Annotated in this window: 17 protein-coding genes and 1 pseudogene; 10 read left to right on the forward strand and 8 right to left on the reverse strand. The window is 66.7% G+C overall.

The genetic code is table 11. The annotated features are described in order from the left end of the window. Positions 1–18: 18 nt before the first annotated feature. From G481_RS24645 to G481_RS24650, 5 genes and pseudogenes are all read left to right on the forward strand, one after another. Positions 19–1,419: pseudogene (locus G481_RS24645) on the forward strand (DUF2927 domain-containing protein). Next, positions 1,416–1,580, forward strand: coding sequence for a hypothetical protein (locus G481_RS26425; RefSeq protein WP_028031393.1), 165 nt, complete (start codon positions 1,416–1,418; stop codon positions 1,578–1,580). Before G481_RS24645 ends, G481_RS26425 begins: the two are co-directional and overlap by 4 nt. Before the next feature lie 16 nt (positions 1,581–1,596). Then, on the forward strand, positions 1,597–2,781 hold the full coding sequence (locus G481_RS0119020; protein ID WP_028031394.1) for a vWA domain-containing protein: 1,185 nt from the start codon (positions 1,597–1,599) through the stop codon (positions 2,779–2,781). Then, positions 2,778–3,092: a hypothetical protein gene (locus tag G481_RS0119025; protein ID WP_051294660.1), complete on the forward strand. Its 315-nt coding sequence runs from the start codon at positions 2,778–2,780 to the stop codon at positions 3,090–3,092. The genes G481_RS0119020 and G481_RS0119025 overlap by 4 nt, the downstream gene beginning before the upstream one ends. After that, positions 3,089–3,682: a DedA family protein gene (locus tag G481_RS24650; protein ID WP_051294661.1), complete on the forward strand. Its 594-nt coding sequence runs from the start codon at positions 3,089–3,091 to the stop codon at positions 3,680–3,682. The genes G481_RS0119025 and G481_RS24650 overlap by 4 nt, the downstream gene beginning before the upstream one ends. Before the next feature lie 59 nt (positions 3,683–3,741). Here the strand turns inward: G481_RS24650 and G481_RS0119035 are convergent, their stop codons facing one another. The 5 genes from G481_RS0119035 to G481_RS0119055 form a co-directional block, all read right to left on the reverse strand. Further along, positions 3,742–4,668, reverse strand: coding sequence for a homoserine O-succinyltransferase (locus G481_RS0119035; protein ID WP_028031396.1), 927 nt, complete (start codon positions 4,666–4,668; stop codon positions 3,742–3,744). 144 nt (positions 4,669–4,812) lie between these two features. Continuing rightward, the gene (locus G481_RS0119040) at positions 4,813–5,676 is read right to left on the reverse strand and encodes an ATPase (protein WP_028031397.1); all 864 of its coding nucleotides are present in this window, start codon (positions 5,674–5,676) and stop codon (positions 4,813–4,815) included. Between the two features lie 88 nt (positions 5,677–5,764). Further along, complete coding sequence (locus G481_RS0119045) at positions 5,765–6,640, reverse strand: DMT family transporter (protein ID WP_051294662.1); 876 nt, start codon at positions 6,638–6,640, stop codon at positions 5,765–5,767. Positions 6,641–6,721: 81 nt separating this feature from the next. Then, positions 6,722–7,477: an EcsC family protein gene (locus G481_RS0119050; protein ID WP_035026797.1), complete on the reverse strand. Its 756-nt coding sequence runs from the start codon at positions 7,475–7,477 to the stop codon at positions 6,722–6,724. Positions 7,478–7,525: 48 nt separating this feature from the next. Continuing rightward, entirely contained in the window at positions 7,526–8,023 is a 498-nt protein-coding gene (locus G481_RS0119055) for a GNAT family N-acetyltransferase (protein WP_028031400.1), read from the reverse strand. Positions 8,024–8,310: 287 nt separating this feature from the next. On the opposite strand from G481_RS0119055, the gene G481_RS0119060 reads away from it, so the two are divergent. The 3 genes from G481_RS0119060 to ptsP all read left to right on the forward strand — a co-directional run bounded on the left by G481_RS0119060 (position 8,311) and on the right by ptsP (position 13,765). Then, on the forward strand, positions 8,311–9,570 hold the full coding sequence (locus G481_RS0119060; protein WP_028031401.1) for an aspartate kinase: 1,260 nt from the start codon (positions 8,311–8,313) through the stop codon (positions 9,568–9,570). Positions 9,571–9,677: 107 nt separating this feature from the next. Then, positions 9,678–11,270, forward strand: a complete 1,593-nt coding sequence (locus G481_RS0119065) for an OpgD/OpgG family glucan biosynthesis protein (protein WP_028031402.1) — start codon at positions 9,678–9,680, stop codon at positions 11,268–11,270. 254 nt (positions 11,271–11,524) lie between these two features. Then, entirely contained in the window at positions 11,525–13,765 is a 2,241-nt protein-coding gene (gene ptsP / locus G481_RS0119070; RefSeq protein ID WP_028031403.1) for a phosphoenolpyruvate--protein phosphotransferase, read from the forward strand. Positions 13,766–13,893: 128 nt separating this feature from the next. Here the strand turns inward: ptsP and tgt are convergent, their stop codons facing one another. Beyond that, the gene (gene tgt / locus G481_RS0119075; protein WP_028031404.1) at positions 13,894–15,024 is read right to left on the reverse strand and encodes a tRNA guanosine(34) transglycosylase Tgt; all 1,131 of its coding nucleotides are present in this window, start codon (positions 15,022–15,024) and stop codon (positions 13,894–13,896) included. Positions 15,025–15,221: 197 nt separating this feature from the next. On the opposite strand from tgt, the gene G481_RS0119080 reads away from it, so the two are divergent. Then, positions 15,222–15,587 carry an SUF system Fe-S cluster assembly protein gene (locus G481_RS0119080; protein ID WP_028031405.1) on the forward strand — a complete coding sequence of 122 codons (366 nt, stop codon included), beginning with the start codon at positions 15,222–15,224 and terminating at the stop codon, positions 15,585–15,587. 9 nt (positions 15,588–15,596) lie between these two features. Further along, positions 15,597–15,956, forward strand: coding sequence for a HesB/IscA family protein (locus G481_RS0119085; protein ID WP_028031406.1), 360 nt, complete (start codon positions 15,597–15,599; stop codon positions 15,954–15,956). 102 nt (positions 15,957–16,058) lie between these two features. Here the strand turns inward: G481_RS0119085 and trpA are convergent, their stop codons facing one another. Continuing rightward, positions 16,059–16,850 carry a tryptophan synthase subunit alpha gene (trpA, locus tag G481_RS0119090; protein ID WP_028031407.1) on the reverse strand — a complete coding sequence of 264 codons (792 nt, stop codon included), beginning with the start codon at positions 16,848–16,850 and terminating at the stop codon, positions 16,059–16,061. 108 nt (positions 16,851–16,958) lie between these two features. Beyond that, complete coding sequence (locus tag G481_RS0119095; RefSeq protein ID WP_028031408.1) at positions 16,959–17,354, reverse strand: c-type cytochrome; 396 nt, start codon at positions 17,352–17,354, stop codon at positions 16,959–16,961. Positions 17,355–17,394 lie beyond the last annotated feature (40 nt).

Here is a 17,394-nt window from a genome sequence, read left to right on the forward strand (position 1 = left end):
CGCCGGGGTTCCGACACCATGAAGCGCCTTTCTGCCATCGCCTGCCTGTTCCTCAGCGCCTGCGTCTCGCCCCAGTCGGCCGATGTGCCCCAGCGCCGCGCCATCGCGGCCGAGGTGATGCCGAACACCAGCCCGATGCGCAGCTTCGCCCCACAAGGGCCGGCACGGGTCTCGCGATCCAACACGTCGGTGGCAGCGGATTTCCTCGACCTCAGCTTCCGCATGGAAAGCGGCCGGGCGATCCCGGTGTTTTCCCGGTTCGAAGGCCCGGTCCGCGTCGCCCTGACCGGCAATGTGCCCGCGACCGCCGCGCGTGATCTCTCGGCGCTGCTGGGCCGCCTGCGCTCGGAAGCCGGGATCGACATTGGCCCCGCCTCTGGCGGCGCGGCCAATATCACCGTGCAGTTCCTGCCGCGCTCGACCATGCAGGCCGCCGTGCCGAACGCCGCCTGCTTCGTCGTGCCCCGCGTCTCTTCGTGGGATGAATTCCGCGCGGCCCGCGGCACATCCAGGATCGACTGGACCACGCTGACCCAGCGTGATCGCGCCGCGATCTTCATCCCCTCGGATGTCGCCCCGCAAGAGGCGCGCGATTGCCTCCACGAAGAGCTTGCCCAGGCGCTCGGGCCGCTGAACGATCTCTACCACCTGTCCGATTCGGTCTTCAACGACGACAATTTCAACACCGTGCTGACCGGCTTCGACATGCTGGTCCTGCGCACCACCTATGCGCGCGAGCTGCACAGCGGCATGACCAAGGCCGAGGTTGCGGCCCGCCTGCCCGCCATCTTGCCCCGCCTGAACCCGGCGGGGGGCGGTGTCAGCCTGTCGGCCGGCGTCCAGACCCCGCGCGCCTGGATCAATGCGGTGGAAACCGCGCTCTCGCCCCGCTCGTCCGACAGCGCCCGCCGCGCCGGCGCCCAGACCGCGCTGGCCATCGCCCAGTCGCAAGGCTGGTCCGACAACCGTCGCGCCTTTGCCCATTTCCTGCTGGCCCGCCTGTCCATGAGCTCGCAGCTCGATCAGGCCGTGTCGTAATTCGCCGAAGCCTCGCGGTATTACGCCGGCCTTCCTGGCGGGGCGCTGCATCAGGCCCATGTCGACATGCAGATGGCCGCCTTTGCGCTGTCCTCGGGCCAGTATGATCAGGTCCTCTCGCTGACCCAGCGCGCCACCCCGGCCGTTACCCGCGAACAGAATGCCGCGGTCCTCGCCACGCTCCAGATGCTGCGCTCCGAGGCTCTGGCCGCCACCGGCCGCACCGCCGAGGCTCAAGCAGCCCGTCTCGACAGTCTGGGCTGGGCACGCTATGGCTTCGGTTCCGAGGCTCAGGTTCAGGCGCGTCTGTCCGAGGTTTCCGCCTCGCCCCGCGCCGCACCGCCAGCCGCTAACCGAACGACCACGCGGGGGGTTGCATGATCATTCTGGCCGGGCTCCTTTTGGGGGCCCTTTGGGGCGGCTGGCTTGCGCGCAAACGCAAGGGCTCGCGCCTTGACATTGCCCAGTATGCGGCGGCCTTTGGCATCGCCTTTGCCATTCTTGGGCTGTTCGCGACGGTCCTTCTCGACCGCTTCATCTGACAGGGGGAAGGCAGCCATGTTCCTGCCCTTCTTCGAGGCCCTGCGCCGAAACAATGTTCCGGTCAGCCTGCGCGAATATCTCGCCTTTCTCGAAGGTGTGTCGGCGGGCCTCGTCACCTATGACACCGACGGGTTCTACTACCTGGCCCGCACCGCGATGGTAAAGGACGAACGGCACATCGACCGCTTCGACCGCGCCTTCGCCGCCGCCTTTTCTGGGCTGGATGCGATCACCGCCCAGCAGGTGATCGAGGCCCTGGATCTGCCGCCCGAATGGCTGGCCAAACTGGCCGAAAAGCACCTGACGCCCGAGGAAATGGCGGAAATCCAGGCGCTTGGCGGGTTTGAAAAGCTGATGGAGACCCTGCGCCAGCGGCTGGAAGAACAGCAGGGCCGCCATCAGGGCGGCAACAAGTGGATCGGCACCGCCGGCACCTCGCCCTTTGGCGCCTATGGCTACAACCCCGAAGGCGTGCGCATCGGCCAGAAAGAGGGGCGCCACGGCCGCGCCGTCAAGGTCTGGGACAAGCGCGAATTCCGCAACCTCGACGATCAGGTCGAACTGGGCACCCGCAACATCAAGGTCGCCATGAAGCGGCTGCGCAAATGGGCCCGCGACGGCGCGCATGAGGAACTGGATCTGGACGGCACGATCCGCGCCACCGCCGAACAGGGCTGGCTGGATGTGAAAACCCGGCCCGAGCGGCGCAACGCCGTGAAGGTGCTGATGTTCTTCGACGTCGGCGGCAGCATGGATCCGCATATCAAGGTGGTCGAGGAACTGTTCTCGGCCGCCCGCGCCGAATTCAAGCATCTGGAATACTACTACTTCCACAACTGCCTGTATGAGGGCGTCTGGCGCGACAACCGCCGCCGCTGGGACGCCCAGACCCCCACGGCCGAGGTGCTGCGCACCTATGGCCCCGACTGGAAATGCATCTTTGTCGGTGACGCCACCATGTCGCCCTATGAGGTGCTGCAACCGGGCGGCGCGAATGAACATTGGAACCCCGAATCCGGGCAGGTCTGGCTGGAACGCGCGCGGGAACAATGGCCCAGCAACCTGTGGATCAACCCGACCCCGGAACGGTTCTGGGATCATACCCAGTCGCTGCGGCTGATCCGGCAGATCTTTGAAAACCGCATGGTCCCCATGACGCTGGACGGGCTGACCCGCGGCATCAAGGAACTCGGGCGGTGACGCATCGCACCCGCCGCCGCTGGCTGACCGCGGGGGCGGGTGTGGCGGGGCTTGTGGCGCTGGTGTTCCTGATCCGCGTCGTTCTGGTGCTGGCCGGCTGGGGCCCCCATCCGGGCCGCCCGGTCGAGGGCTGGATGACCCCGCGCTATCTGGTGCGGGTCTATGACCTTGCGCCGGACCAGCTGTCCGAGGTGCTGGGGATCGACCCGCACACCGCCAGGCGCGATCCGCTGGAACGCATTGCCGCCGAGCGCGGCATCCCCCTGCCCGACCTGATCGCCAGGGTCGAAGCCTTGCGGGCCGCGCAATGACCGAGACGATCACCGAAACCCTGCTGGCCCTGGTGCCCGAATATGGCTCGGCCATGGTGGGGGCCGTGACCTTTGCCTCTTGCCTTGCCCTGCCGGTTCCCGCCTCGCTGGTCATGCTGGCAGGCGGGGCCTTTGCGGCAACGGGCGATCTGTCGCTGCCGGTCGTTGCCTCGGCCGCGCTTGTGGGGGCGCTCGCAGGCGATCAGGCGGGCTGGCTTGTGGGCCGATCGGGCTCGGGCCTGTTGCGGCGGGTGGCTGCCTCGCCCGCGCGCCGGCAGATGCTGGCCCGCGCCCGGTCCCGGCTGGAACGCAATGACCTTGTCACCGTCTATCTGACCCGCTGGCTGTTCAGCCCGCTTGGCCCCTGGGTGAACCTTGCCGCCGGCGCAACCGGGCTGCGCTGGCACCGCTTCACGCTTGGCTCGATCGCCGGAGAGCTGACCTGGGTTGCCCTGTATGTCGGGCTGGGCTGGGCCTTTGCCGCGCAGGTCGACCGTCTGGGCAGCCTGATGGGCAACCTGACCGGCTTTGCCGCGGCGGCCGGGGTGGCCGCGCTGCTGGCCCGCGCCCTCTGGCGGCGCCACCACTGACACATTCGCAATCCGCAAAGCATTGCAGATTGCAAATGCGCAAGATGCAAAACCCCGCGTCAGCCGCGCCCGATCTCGTTCAGATCATAGGGCGTCGACTGGTAGATCTCGTTGATCCAGTTGCCATAAAGCAGATGCGCATGGCTGCGCCAGCGGTTCAGCGGCACCCGGCTGGGATCGTTGTCGGGGTAGTAGTTCTGCGGCACATTGATCGGCGTGCCATTCGCGACGTCCCGATCATATTCGCGCTTCAGCGTCTCGCTGTCATATTCGAAATGGTTGAAGATCCACAGCGACCGATGCGCGGCATCCTCGACCAGACAGGGCCCCACCTCATCCGAGCCGATCAGCGTGACCAGCCCCGGCACCTTGTCGATATCCGCCTGGCGCATCTCGGTCCAGCGGCTGACCGGGATCAGCACATCGTCGGAAAACCCGCGCAGATAGGGCGAGGTCGGCACCAGAACCCGCTGGCGGAAACAGCCAAAGGCCTTGTGGTCCAGGATATGCTTGGGGATGCCATGGAAATGCCAGGCCATCGCCATGCCGCCCCAGCACACGCCAAAGGTCGATTGCACATGGCTTTGCGTCCAGTCAAAGACCCGGCGCAATTCGTCCCAATAGGTGACCTGTTCGAAATCCAGATGCTCGATCGGGGCGCCGGTGACGATCAGCCCGTCGAACTTCTCGCCCGTGGCCTCGACCTCGGCAAAGGTGCGATAAAAGGTCTCCATATGCTCGGGGGCAGTATGGCGCGACTGGTGATCGCTCATGCGGATCAGCGACAGGTCGATCTGCAGGGGGGTCGCCCCGATCAGCCGCGCGAACTGGGTTTCCGTGGTGATCTTCATCGGCATCAGGTTGAGCAGCCCGATGCGCAGCGGCCGGATGTCCTGCCGCGCCGCGCGCCCCTCGCCCATGACCATGACGCCCTCGCGGTCGAGGATGTCAAAGGCGGGCAGGGTTTCGGGCAATCTGATCGGCATGGGTCGGTTCCGGTCCTTTTGTGGTGCGCCCCGGGGCTGGTGTCGCAGCGGGGGGCCGTCTGCCCCCCGCACCCCCCGAGGATATTTTCCTCAAGGCGAAGAGGCCATGGATATGGCCCGCTTGCGGCAAGCGGGCAAGGGGGATCAGGCGGCGCGGTCGATGGCGCGGGCCACCAGCGCGGCGAAATCCCCCGCATCGCGCAGGCCCGCCACCTCGTCGGCCGTCACGCTGACCCCCCAGCGCCGCGCCATGGCGGCATAGCGCGGCTGGCGATGGGCCAAGGCGCGCGCATAGGTCCAGCGCACGAAGGCGTCAGGGTCCACCGCAGCCTCATCAAGGCCGGTATCAGCACGATAGTCGTGCCAGGCGGCGGTCAGGAAATCGGGCTGGTAATACATCGGCTTGGGCGCGCGATCAAAGCGGCGGACCAGTTCGGCAGTATGGGCCTCGGACCCTTCGATCCAGACCATCAGCAGGTTGCGCGCCAGCGCCTGCATCACCGGATCGGCCGCATCCTCGGGGTCCACCACCTCGCAGATCGAGCCGCCGGAATCGCAGATGAAATGCGGATAGCCGTAGATTTCCCCGGCCCGTTCGATGAAATGCGGCGTGTCCAGCAGCGACGCGATTTCCGCCGCCCGGTGCTGGTCCTGCCGCTTGCGGTATTCGGCGAAGGGCAGCCCGCCGCGCGCCGGATCGCCCGGCTTGCCCAGATAGGTCGAGAGCGGCGCAAGATTGTCAAAGGTGATGTTGGAGCTGATGCAGACCGAATCCGACATCAGCAATTCGCGCAGCAGCGGCACCTTCATCGCCTCGCGCTTGAAATTGTCGGCGATCAGCTCGCCCATGTAGCGGGTGCCGATCCGGTAATCGACCGAGTAGTGGAACCAGTCGCCCGCCCCGCGCAACATGGCCGCGACATGGGTCTTGCCCAGCCCCGACATGCCGAACAGCAGCACCCGCTTTTGCGAACAGGCCAGCCAGTCGGCCGCCGTCGGATAGATCAGGGGAAGAAACCGCATCATCAAGCCTCGATCCGCCGCGCCAATTGCCTGAAAGGCCCGCCCGGCAAGGGCCGGGCCGGCACAGGGCGCCTTACCGCGCCCCGTAACGGATGTTGATGATATTGCCAAGAAAGATCAGCGCGCCGCCCACCACGACCGCGATGTCCATCGGCTCGCCGAACAGCATCAGCCCCACCACCGCCGCCAGCGGCAGGCGCGCAAAGTCGATCGGCATGACCACCCCCGCCGGCGCCAGCGACAACGCCTTGGTCAGGCTGAAATGCGCGACCAGCCCGCCGACACCGATGATCAGGACCCAGGGCAGTTCCGCCAGTCCCGGCACGGTGATCTGGCCATCCCCGCCCGCGCAGATCAGCCCGTAGACCGATTGCATCGCGGTTTGCCAGAACATGATCGACAGGATCGTCGCCTTGCCCGTCAGCCGCTTGGTCAGGATGACGTTGCACGCAAAGCACACCGCCGAGGTCAGCGCGGCGATCACGCCGGGTTCCAGATGGCCGAAATCGGGGCGCGCGACGATCAGCACGCCTGCAAAGCCCAGCACCGCCGCCAGCATGCGCATCCGCGTCAGCGGCTCGGCCAGCAGCAGCGGCGCCAGCAGCATCACCCAGATCGGCGAGGTGAACTCCAGCGCAAAGAGCTGCGCCATCGGGATCGACATCAACGCCCAGAACCACAGGCCCTGCCCCGCGAAATGCACCGTGTTGCGCAGCGCGTGCCAGCCCAGCTGATCCACCGCCATCAGCCGCCGCGCCCCGCTGGCCCGCGCCACCGCCAGCACGATCACCACCCCGATCAGGGATCGCCAGGTCATGATCTCGAAGACATCAAGCGCGCCCTTGAGCTGTCGGCCCGCGACCCCCATGGCAAGGAACGAGAAGATCGACCCCAGCATCCAGAGAGCGGCGACCATGGTTCGGGGGGCGGGCGGGGACATGGCGGTCATGGCGGCTCCTGGCAATCGGGGCGACCATGGGGCGGCGGCCGGGCGAAGTCCAGCGCCCTGAATCGCCGCGATGCAGCAAGATCAGGCCCGCAACAAGGGCGCGACCGAAGCCGAGCGGGCAAAAGCGCGCGAGACCCGTTCAGGATCATGGCTTTGCGCCAGCCGCAGCAGGGCAAAGCGCACATGCGCGATTTCGCGGTAATAGCGGACGAAGGCCAGGTTCAGCCCGGCCCCCGCCACCGCGCCCAGCACGGGAACCGCCTGGGCCGCCAGCTTTTGCCCAAGGGCTGCCGCAAGCTTTGGCGCGACAGTGGCGATCATCTTGTGCAAGGCAGGCCCGGTCAGCGTCAGCCGCGCGCCGATGAAGCTGGTGTTGACGCCGTCATCCGCCTCGAGCGGGCCGCCAGCGGCAAAGACGCGCAATGTCTCGCGCCGGATCGCCTCGTCGGCGGGATCGAAGCCGTGTTCGCGGGCGACCTCCTGAATGGCGCGCAGGATCAGCGTGATGGTCACCGGCAGTTCGGCCACCGCGGCCGGCAGCCCGCCCATGCCGCCCGCCGCGCCCGAAAGTCCCGCCAGCGCCATATGCCCGCCGCCGCCGATCCGGCCGATCCGCCCGCTGGCTGTGGCCAGCCCATAGGAGCGCTCGAGCGCGGATTGGGTCAGCCAGAGCACCTTGTCCCGCACCGGGGCGGGCAACAGGGCCATCTGCCCTTCGACCTTGCCGCCCAGCTTGTTCAGCAAGGACATCACCCCCCGCCCCGCACGCGCATGGCGTACGGCCAGCGCGGCGATTTCGGCATCGGGAAACGGGGGCGCGGGAACGGGCAAGGTCATGCCCGAAAGATGGCCATGCGTGCGCGCGTTTTCAATCTTTGTCGCAGCTCAGGCGGCGGGGTCGGTGAACTTGGTCACCTTGCCGATTACCCCGTCCCAGGCACCAGGACGCAGCGAGATGCCCAGCACGCGGTCGGGGTTGGTGGGCGGGGGCATTTCCACGCCTTCGCGCTTTTCGAACCCGAAGCGGCGGTAATAGGGATAATCGCCGACGAGAAGCACCCGCTCCCAGCCCAGGCGCTTGGCCTCGGCCAGGCTTTCGCGGATCAGAAGGCCCCCCAGCCCTTCGCCTTGCCGCGTCGGGTGGACCGCGACGGGGCCGAGCAGCAGCGTGGGCTTGCCGCCCACCCGGACCGGCCAATAGCGGATGACGGCTGCCAGAATGTTCATGTCGTCGCGCAAGACAAGGCACAGGCCCGCGACCTTGGGCACATCGTCGCGCAGCCGATACGAGGACAGCGCGGTGCGGCCCGGGGCAAAGCACAGGTCGTAAAGAGCCTCGACCTCGTGAAAATCCGAGGGCTTTTCCTCATCGAGCCGATACATGCGCCTGCGCCGTCCCCCCTGTCACCGGATCGCGCGCCTAGCACGGTCCGGCGGGGACTGCAAAGGGGGAAACGGGGGGCGGCTGCCCCCCGTGCCCCCCGCCCGGGGCGGGCCGTCTGCCCGCCCCGGACCCCACCCGAGGGTATTTGCAAAAAGGCAAGGCCGGATATGGGGCCGCAGCAGGGCGCAACATCGGATTTCCGGCGGCTGCCCCCGCAGCAGTCCTTGCGCGCGAGCACCCGATGTCATAACAGACGCGCGGTTTGTCTGGCGGAAGGAAGGGCCGAATGCCGCTTCTGGTGATGAAATTCGGGGGCACCTCGGTGGCCGATCTCGACCGCATCGCGAATGCGGCGAAGAAGGTGCAAAAAGAGGTGGACCGCGGCTATGACGTGATCGTCATCGTCTCGGCCATGTCGGGCAAGACCAACGAGCTGGTCAAATGGGTGAATGACACCTCGCCCTTTTATGATGCGCGCGAATACGATGCGGTCGTCGCCAGCGGCGAGAACGTGACCGCCGGCCTGATGGCGCTGCGGCTGCAGGAAATGGGCATTCCGGCGCGCAGCTGGCAAGGCTGGCAGGTGCCGATCCTGACCACCAGCCAGCATGGCCAGGCCCGATTTGTCGACATTCCGCGCGACAACATCGACGCCAAGTTCGCCGAAGGCATGAAGGTTGCCGTGGTCGCCGGTTTCCAGGGCGTCTCGCCCGAGGGGCGGATCACCACGCTGGGCCGGGGCGGGTCGGACACCACGGCCGTGGCCTTTGCCGCCGCCTTTGGCGCCGAACGCTGCGATATCTATACCGATGTGGACGGGGTCTACACGACCGATCCGCGCATCGCGAAAAAGGCCCGCAAGCTGGACAAGATCAGCTTCGAGGAAATGCTGGAACTGGCCAGCCTGGGCGCCAAGGTGCTGCAGACCCGCTCGGTCGAGCTGGCGATGCGCTACAAGGTGCGGCTGCGGGTGGTCTCTTCGTTCGAGGAGATCGACGAGAACTCTGGAACCCTGGTCTGCGACGAGGACGAAATCATGGAATCGAAGGCCGTTGCCGGTATCGCCTATTCGCGCGAAGAGGCGAAGATCACGCTGTTCACCATCGAGGACCGCCCCGGTATCGCCGCCGCGATCTTTGGCCCCTTGGCCGATGCGGGGGTGAACGTGGACATGATCGTCCAGAACATCAGCGAAAAGGACTATGACGAGGCCCACCCCGGCGCCGTCACCGACATGACCTTTTCCTGCCCGGTCGATCAGGTCGCCCGCGCGAAGAAGGCCATGGAAGATGCCAAGGCCCAGGGCCTGATCAAATATGACGAGCTGATCATCGACGACGATGTCGCCAAGGTCTCGGTCGTCGGGATCGGGATGCGCAGCCATGCGGGTGTTGCGGCCAGGATGTTTGAATCGCTCAGCCGCGAGAACATCAACATCAAGGTCATCACCACCTCCGAGATCAAGATCTCGGTGCTGATCGACCGCAAGTACATGGAACTGGCGGTTCAGGCGCTGCACGACGTCTTCGAGCTGGACAAGGCCTGAGCGCCCGGCGCCGCGTCGCCCAGACCGATGCTTTCGGGCGCCGAACCCAGATGGGTCCGGCGCCCTTTTTTCGTAACGTCCCCCTCACCCCCTTCGCGGAGCTTCCCGTGACCTCCTTCCAGACTGATCGTCGCAGCCTTCTGGGTGCCCTGCTGGCCTCGGGCGGCTTTTTCCTGCTGCCGCGCATCGCACAGGCCGCCGGCCCTGCCCTGGGCGAGGCACAGCCGTTTTCCTTCGAGTTGCTCAAGGAAATGGCGCGCACCATCGCGGCCCGGCCCTATCAGCCGGCCGAGATCCCGGATGCGGCCGTGCTGGACCGGATCGACTATGACCGCCACAACCAGATCCGCTTTCGCAAGGACCAGACGCTGTGGCTGGACCAGGGCGCGCGCACGCCGGTGCAACCGTTCTTTCCGGGCACCTATTTCCGCCAGCCTGTCCGGCTTTATGCCGTCGAGGGTGGCATGGCGCGCGAGATGGCGTTCGATCTGAACCTCTTCGAGATCCCCGAGGATAACCCGGCCCGCGAGCTGACCCATACCAAGGGCTTCGCCGGCTTTCGCGTGATGGATGCGAAAACCCATCTCGACTGGATGGCCTTCCTTGGCGCGTCCTACTGGCGGACCTCGGGCTATTCGGGGCAGTTCGGCCTGTCGGTGCGCGGGCTGGCCATGGACACGGCGATCAACGGGCCCGAGGAATTCCCGATGTTCACCCGCTTCTGGCTGGAGCCGTCGGACACTGGCGACATCACCGCCTATGCGCTGATGGAAAGCCCGCGCGCCACCGGCGCCTATCGCATCGTCTCGCACCGCGACAACGGGATCGTGCAGGATGTCACCGCCTCGATCTGGCTGCGCGGCGATGTGGAACGGCTGGGGATCGCCCCGCTGACCTCGATGTTCTGGTATGGCAAGAACAACCGCCACACCGGCGGCGACTGGCGCCCCGAGATCCACGATTCCGACGGGCTGGAAATCCATTCCGGCACCGGCGAGAAAATCTGGCGCCCGCTGAACAACCCGCCGCGCACCATGGTCAACACCTTTGGCACCCCCGGCGTGCAAGGCTTTGGCCTGATGCAGCGCGAACGCAATTTCGAGGAATATCAGGACGATGGCGTCTTTTACGAAAAGCGCGCCTCGGTCTGGGTCCAGCCGCAAGCCAACTGGGGCGAGGGCTCGGTCACGCTGGTCGAATTGCGCACCGATGACGAGATCCACGACAATATCGTCGCCTTCTGGCAACCCGGCCCGGCCGCCAAGGCCGGCACCAGCCATGACATCGCCTATCGCCTGAGCTGGCTCGAGGATTGCCCCGTGCCGCCGGTTGTCGCGCGCTTCACCGCGACCCGGCTGGGCATCGGCGGCGTCCCTGGCCAGCCGCGCCCGCACGGGGTGGTCAAGGTGGTGTGCGATCTGGAAAACCGCGGGCTCGAGGATCTGGGCCGCGGCGACGGGGTGGACCTTGACGTCTCGACCTCGATCGGCAGCATCGGCAATGTCTCGGTCTATCCGGTCGTCGGCACCGACCGCTGGCGCGCGATGTTCGATCTGGATTTCTCGGCCCTGCCCGAGGGCGACGACACGCCGATCGACCTGCGCGCCTTTGTCCGGCTGAAGGATGCCGCCAAAAGCGAGACGCTGCTCTTGCAGCTCTTCCCCTCGCAACTGCGCCGCCTTCTGGATCAGCGGGCCTAGGCCGGGGCGCTGCGGCGCCCCCTTTCGCCTTGATCCAAATATCCCGGGGGGCAGGCGCCCCCTGGACGCCCGCGCGACAGCAACAGGGGGGCTGGCCCCCCTTGCCGTGACGCTGACGCCGCACCCGAACTGCCTGCGCAGGCAGCAATGCCCCGCCGATCCGGTGCCGTTTTGCCCCCCTGCGGCGACTTTTGCCTTTCCGCACCCTGCCCGGCCCCCCTATAGAGGGGGAAAGCGATTTCAGGACGACCCGAATGCCCGACCGCAGCGAGACCGAGAGCCGCAAGCTGTTGCGGCGCCTGCGCGATACCTTGGCCTCGAAGGCCGAAGGACAGGCCCGGCTTGACCGTATCGTCGCGCTGATCGCGGAATCGATGCAGACCGAGGTCTGCTCGCTCTACCTGTTCCGCGATGCCGAGACGCTGGAGCTGTGCGCCACGATGGGGCTCAAGCAGGAATCCGTTCACCAGACCCGGATGCGGCTGGGCGAGGGGCTGGTCGGCCGCGTGGCCAGGACGGGCGTTCCGATCAACACGGGCGATGCGCCTTCGGAAAAGGGTTTCCGCTACATGCCCGAGACGGGCGAGGAAATCTATTCCAGCTTCCTTGGCGTGCCGATCCAGCGCGTGGGCGAGAGGCTGGGCGTGCTGGTCGTGCAGTCCAAGGCCGCGCGGCAATATTCCGAAGACGAGGTCTATGGCCTTGAAGTCGTCGCCATGGTGCTGGCGGAAATGACCGAACTTGGCTCCTTCACCGGCGCGGGCGAAGGCACGCGGGCGCTGCATGTGAACCCGATGATGTTTCGCGGCGGCACCGGGCAGGAAGGCACTGCCGAAGGTCATGTCTGGCTGCACGAGCCGCGCGTCGTCATCACCAATCCGATTGCCGACGACCCGGAACGCGAGACCGAGCGTTTGCGCGATGCGGTCAGGCAGCTGCGCGTTTCGGTCGATGACCTGCTGGCCGCCGAAAGCCTCGACAAGGACCAGAAACAGGTTCTGGAAGCCTACCGGATGTTTGCCCAAAGCCGGGGCTGGGCGCGCCGCATGGAAGAGGATGTCCAACGCGGCCTGTCGGCCGAGGCCGCGGTCGAAAAGGAACAATCCGCCGCCCGCGCGCGGCTGGAACAGGTGCCTGATGCCTATCTGCGCGACCGCCTGCACGATCTGGACGATCTGTCGAACCGGCTGCTGCGCATCCTGACCGGACAGGGCCGCGACACCGGCGCCCAGATGCCGGCCGATCCGATCCTGGTCGCGCGCAACATCGGTCCGGCCGAACTTCTGGAATATGGCCGCGCCCTGAAGGGCGTCGTGCTCGAGGAAGGCTCGGTTGCCAGCCATGCGGCCATCGTTGCCCGCGCGCTGGCGATCCCGCTGGTGATCCATGCCGATCGCATCACCTCGGAGGCGCTGAACGGCGACCGGATTCTGGTCGATGGCGATCAGGGCATCGTGCACCTGCGCCCCGAGGATACGGTCGCCGGCGCCTTTCGCGACAAGATGGCGATGCAGGCCAAGGCGCAGGAAAAATATGCCTCGCTGCGCAACCTTCCGGCTCAGGCGCGCTGCGGCACCACGGTGTCGCTGCACATGAATGCGGGGCTGATGGCCGATCTGCCCAGCCTTGAAGGGTCGGGGGCCGAAGGGGTCGGGCTGTTCCGCACGGAACTGCAGTTCCTTGTCCGCTCCAAGGTGCCGCGGCGCGAAGAGCTGGCGGCGCTGTATTCGCGGGTGATCGACGCGGCCAATGGCCGGCGCGTGGCCTTTCGCACGCTGGACATCGGGTCCGACAAGGTGCTGCCCTACATGAAGCCGCAGGACGAGCCGAACCCCGCCATGGGCTGGCGCGCGATCCGGGTGGGGCTGGAAAAGCCGGGCGTGCTGCGGATGCAGTTGCAGGCGCTGATCCGGGCCGCGCATGGCCGGCCGCTGACGGTGATGTTCCCCTTTGTTGCGCAGGCCAGCGAATTCACCGCCGCGCGCGCGCAGCTGGACCAGGCGATGGACCATGAACAGCGCATGGGCCGCGCGCTGCCGGCATCGGTCGAGGTGGGGGTGATGCTGGAAACCCCCTCGCTGGCCTTTGCGCCGCGCAGCTTCTTTGAAAGCGTGGATTTCATCTCGATCGGCGGCAATGACCTCAAGCAGTTCTTCTTTGCCGCCGACCGCGAGAATGAACGGGTGCGCCGGCGCTATGACACGCTGTCGACCGCCTTTCTGGATTTCCTGCGCCTGGTGGTCGATCGCTGCGCGCAGACCAATACCCGCCTGTCGTTTTGCGGCGAGGATGCGGGCCGCCCCATCGAGGCGGTGGCCTTTGCCGCGCTTGGCCTGCGCACGCTGTCGATGCGTCCGGCATCCATCGGTCCGGTCAAGTCACTGATCCGGCAGGTGGATCTGTCCGCAGCCCGGGACGTGATCGAAGGCGCCATCGCCCGGGGCGAGGACAGTGCCCGCCCCTTCCTGATGGAGTTCCTGCGCACGCAGGGGTGACGTCGGGGCCCTGCATCGGGTGTGGGCGCGGGGGTTTCACACCCCCGTCGCCCGCTGGGTCTTGAACCAGTTGCGCACCAGCCGGCGACCCCAGTGGGGTATTTTTCGCAAGAGGATGCCGGGGGCGATCAGAGCGGCTCGATATCCCCTTCGGCGCGCTGTGCGTGGAAGGCCGCCACGAACTGCGGCAGCGTTCCGGCAGCGATGGCATCGCGCAGGCCCTGCATCAGGTCCTGGAAATAGTGCAGGTTGTGCCAGGTCAGCAGCATCGAACCGATGATCTCGCCCGTGCGCACCACATGGTGCAGATAGGCGCGCGAATAATTGCGGCAGGCCGGGCAGGTGCAGGATTCGTCCAGCGGGCGGGGGTCTTCGGCGTGGCGGGCGTTGCGCAGGTTGACCGAGCCGCGCCGCGTCCAGCCCTGGCCGGTGCGGCCCGAGCGGCTGGGCAGCACGCAATCCATCATGTCCACCCCGCGTTCCACCGCGCCGACGATATCGTCGGGCTTGCCGACCCCCATCAGATACCGCGGCTTGTCCTGCGGCAGGAAGCCGGGGGCATAGTCGAGCACGCCGAACATCGCCTCTTGCCCCTCGCCCACGGCAAGGCCGCCGATGGCATAGCCGTCAAAGCCGATGGCCTGCAGCGCCTGCGCCGATTCCTCGCGCAGATCGGGCGAGACGCCGCCTTGCATGATGCCGAACAGCGCATGTCCCGGCCGGTCGCCAAAGGCATCGCGGCTGCGCTGTGCCCAGCGCATCGACAGGCGCATCGAGCGGGCCACCGCGTCTTCGGTCGCGGGCAGCGCCGGGCATTCGTCGAAGCACATCACGATGTCCGAGCCCAGCAGGCGCTGGATTTCCATGCTGCGTTCGGGGGTCAGCTTGTGTTTCGAGCCGTCGAAATGGCTGCGGAAGGTCACGCCTTCCTCGGTCAGCTTGCGCAGGGACGACAGGCTCATCACCTGAAAGCCGCCCGAGTCGGTCAGGATCGGCCGGTCCCAGTTCATGAAGCGGTGCAGCCCGCCCAGCCGCGCCACCCGTTCGGCGCCAGGGCGCAGCATCAGGTGGTAGGTGTTGCCCAGCAGGATGTCGGCCCCCGTCGCGCGCACGCTTTCGGGCATCATCGCCTTGACCGTGCCCGCGGTGCCCACGGGCATGAAGGCCGGGGTGCGGATCTGGCCCCGCGGGGTCGAGATCACGCCGGTCCGCGCCGCGCCGCAAGTGGCGGAAACCTCGAAGCGGAAGGGCTGGGTCATGGCGCAAACTCCTTGGGGAACCGGCGCCTTATAGGCGAGATCGCCGGCCGGTTCCAAGCCGCCACCGCATCTGGCGTGCATCGGGGGCGCTGCGCCATCAGGTCCGCCCGTGGCCCGCTGTTCGATTAGCGGCAAGCCCACTGGATTCCTGCGCCCGTTTTCCCTATATCTTCACTCAGAAAACAGACGGACCCGACATGACTGCCGATATCTCTGCGCCTGTCGAAGGCGCGCCGCTGATCCGCCCGTCCTCGACCGACCATCCGCTTTACGAGCCGGTGGTCGAGGCCTGCCGCACGGTGTTCGACCCGGAAATCCCGGTGAACATCTATGACCTGGGGTTGGTCTACACGATCGACATCGACGCCGAGAATGCGGTGGACATCACCATGACGCTGACCGCGCCGGGTTGCCCCGTGGCCGGCGAGATGCCGGGCTGGGTGGCCGATGCAGTCAATGCCATTCCCGGCGTCAAGCAAGTGGATGTGGCGATGACCTTCGACCCGCCCTGGGGCATGGACATGATGTCGGACGAGGCGCGTCTGGAACTGGGCTTCATGTAGGGGGCACCCATGTTCGGCATTCCCGGCAAACAGGCTGTCACGATCACCCCGGCCGCCGCGCGGCAGATTTCGCGGCTGATGGCGCGCGATGGCTCGCAAGGGCTGCGGATCGGCGTCAAGAAGGGTGGCTGCGCCGGCATGGAATACACCATGGACTATGTGTCCGAGGTGAACCCGCTGGACGAGGTGGTCGAACAGGATGGCGCCCGGGTGCTGATTGCCCCGATGGCGCAGATGTTCCTGATCGGCACCGAGATCGACTATGAAACCGGGCTGCTGGAAAGCGGCTTCCGCTTTCGCAACCCGAATGTGGCCGAAAGCTGCGGCTGCGGCGAATCGATCAAGTTCAAGGACATGCCGGGGGCATAGGCTGCGGCTGCCCCGTTCGGGGCCGGAAGGTTGGCAGGCGCGCGATCTGCACGCCGGATACGCCCGCAGGGCCGCAGGGCGGGGTTCACCCGCCCCACCGCCTTAGGCCGCGTGGGCGCCGCCTGCCAGATCCGCCACCTGTGCCAGAACCTCGGCCACGGGGCGCTTTTCCCCGATCAGCTTGACGATGGCGGACCCCACCACGCAGCCATCGGCCACGCTGGCAATTGCCTGCGCGGCCTCGGGTGTGGTGATGCCAAAGCCCACGACGACCGGCAGATCGGTCGCGGCCTTGATGCGGGCCACCTCGGGGGCGACATCCATCGCCTGCGGGGCTGCGGATCCGGTGATCCCGGTGATCGAGACGTAATAGACAAAGCCGCTGGTGTTCTTGAGCACCACCGGCAGGCGCTTGTCATCGGTCGTGGGCGTTGCCAGGCGGATGAAGTTCAGCCCGGCCGCCTGAGCGGGAATGCACAGTTCGGCATCTTCCTCGGGCGGCAGATCGACGACGATCAGCCCGTCGATCCCGGCCTCTTTCGCATCCGCCAGGAAACGGTCGACGCCGCGCGAATAGATCGGGTTGTAATAGCCCATCAGCACGATCGGCGTGGCCTGATCGCCCTTGCGGAAGGCGCGGACCAGATCCAGCACCTGGTCCATCGTCATGCCGCCGTCCAGCGCACGCTGGCCCGCAAGCTGGACCGTCGAGCCATCGGCCATCGGATCGGTGAAGGGCATCCCCAGCTCGATCACGTCGACCCCGGCGGCGGGCATGCCCTGCATGATGGCCAGCGTGGTCTGCACATCGGGGTCGCCCCCCATGATATAGGCGACAAAGGCCTTTTTCCGCTCTGCCTTCAGCCTTGCGAAGGTATCGTCGATCCTGGTCATGGCATCCCCCGAAATTCGCATCGGATGTGCCACGGCAAGGCAGTGGAAATCAATGGGCGTCGGCCGCCTTGCCCCTGGCCCCGCCCCTTTTGGACAGGGCCAGCGGTCTTACTGCTGGATCGACTCGAGATAGTTCGCCAGCGCGAGGATGCGGCCATGCACCTCGACGACTGCGCCATACGAGTCGGGGCCGGCCATGCTGCTGGAGGTATACAGGCTGCCGAACACGGGCATCGGCCCGCCATGGGCGCGCACCCCGGTGCGTCCGTCGATGATGTGGATCACCTGAAGCATCGGGAACTTGCCGTCATTGCGGCTGGCAAGCCCCGTCAGATCCGGGGTCTGCACACTGAGCAGGCCCGCGATCTCGCCGCCGCCCTTGCCGCTGGCACCATGGCAACCGGCACAGGATTCGTCATACAGGCGCTTTCCCACATCCGGGGCCTGCGCGGCGGCCGGCATGGCCAGAAACAACGACGCCACCAGAATCAAAGACCTTGTCATCTCGTTTCCTCCCTTGGGTCTTGGCTGTCGGGCAATGTCC

Origin of the sequence: Gemmobacter nectariphilus DSM 15620, from assembly GCF_000429765.1 — a bacterium.
Taxonomy (GTDB): Bacteria; Pseudomonadota; Alphaproteobacteria; order Rhodobacterales; family Rhodobacteraceae; genus Wagnerdoeblera; species Wagnerdoeblera nectariphila.

Coding starts and splice junctions, on each gene's coding strand:
- G481_RS24650 (WP_051294661.1), top strand. CDS start 3,089: ATGACCGAGACGATCACCGAAACCCTGCTGGCCCTGGTGCCCGAATAT.
- trpA (WP_028031407.1), bottom strand. CDS start 16,850: ATGACCAGGATCGACGATACCTTCGCAAGGCTGAAGGCAGAGCGGAAA.
- G481_RS0119035 (WP_028031396.1), bottom strand. CDS start 4,668: ATGCCGATCAGATTGCCCGAAACCCTGCCCGCCTTTGACATCCTCGAC.
- ptsP (WP_028031403.1), top strand. CDS start 11,525: ATGCCCGACCGCAGCGAGACCGAGAGCCGCAAGCTGTTGCGGCGCCTG.
- G481_RS0119060 (WP_028031401.1), top strand. CDS start 8,311: ATGCCGCTTCTGGTGATGAAATTCGGGGGCACCTCGGTGGCCGATCTC.
- G481_RS0119020 (WP_028031394.1), top strand. CDS start 1,597: ATGTTCCTGCCCTTCTTCGAGGCCCTGCGCCGAAACAATGTTCCGGTC.
- G481_RS0119080 (WP_028031405.1), top strand. CDS start 15,222: ATGACTGCCGATATCTCTGCGCCTGTCGAAGGCGCGCCGCTGATCCGC.
- G481_RS0119050 (WP_035026797.1), bottom strand. CDS start 7,477: ATGACCTTGCCCGTTCCCGCGCCCCCGTTTCCCGATGCCGAAATCGCC.
- G481_RS0119085 (WP_028031406.1), top strand. CDS start 15,597: ATGTTCGGCATTCCCGGCAAACAGGCTGTCACGATCACCCCGGCCGCC.
- G481_RS0119095 (WP_028031408.1), bottom strand. CDS start 17,354: ATGACAAGGTCTTTGATTCTGGTGGCGTCGTTGTTTCTGGCCATGCCG.
- G481_RS0119055 (WP_028031400.1), bottom strand. CDS start 8,023: ATGTATCGGCTCGATGAGGAAAAGCCCTCGGATTTTCACGAGGTCGAG.
- G481_RS26425 (WP_028031393.1), top strand. CDS start 1,416: ATGATCATTCTGGCCGGGCTCCTTTTGGGGGCCCTTTGGGGCGGCTGG.
- tgt (WP_028031404.1), bottom strand. CDS start 15,024: ATGACCCAGCCCTTCCGCTTCGAGGTTTCCGCCACTTGCGGCGCGGCG.
- G481_RS0119045 (WP_051294662.1), bottom strand. CDS start 6,640: ATGACCGCCATGTCCCCGCCCGCCCCCCGAACCATGGTCGCCGCTCTC.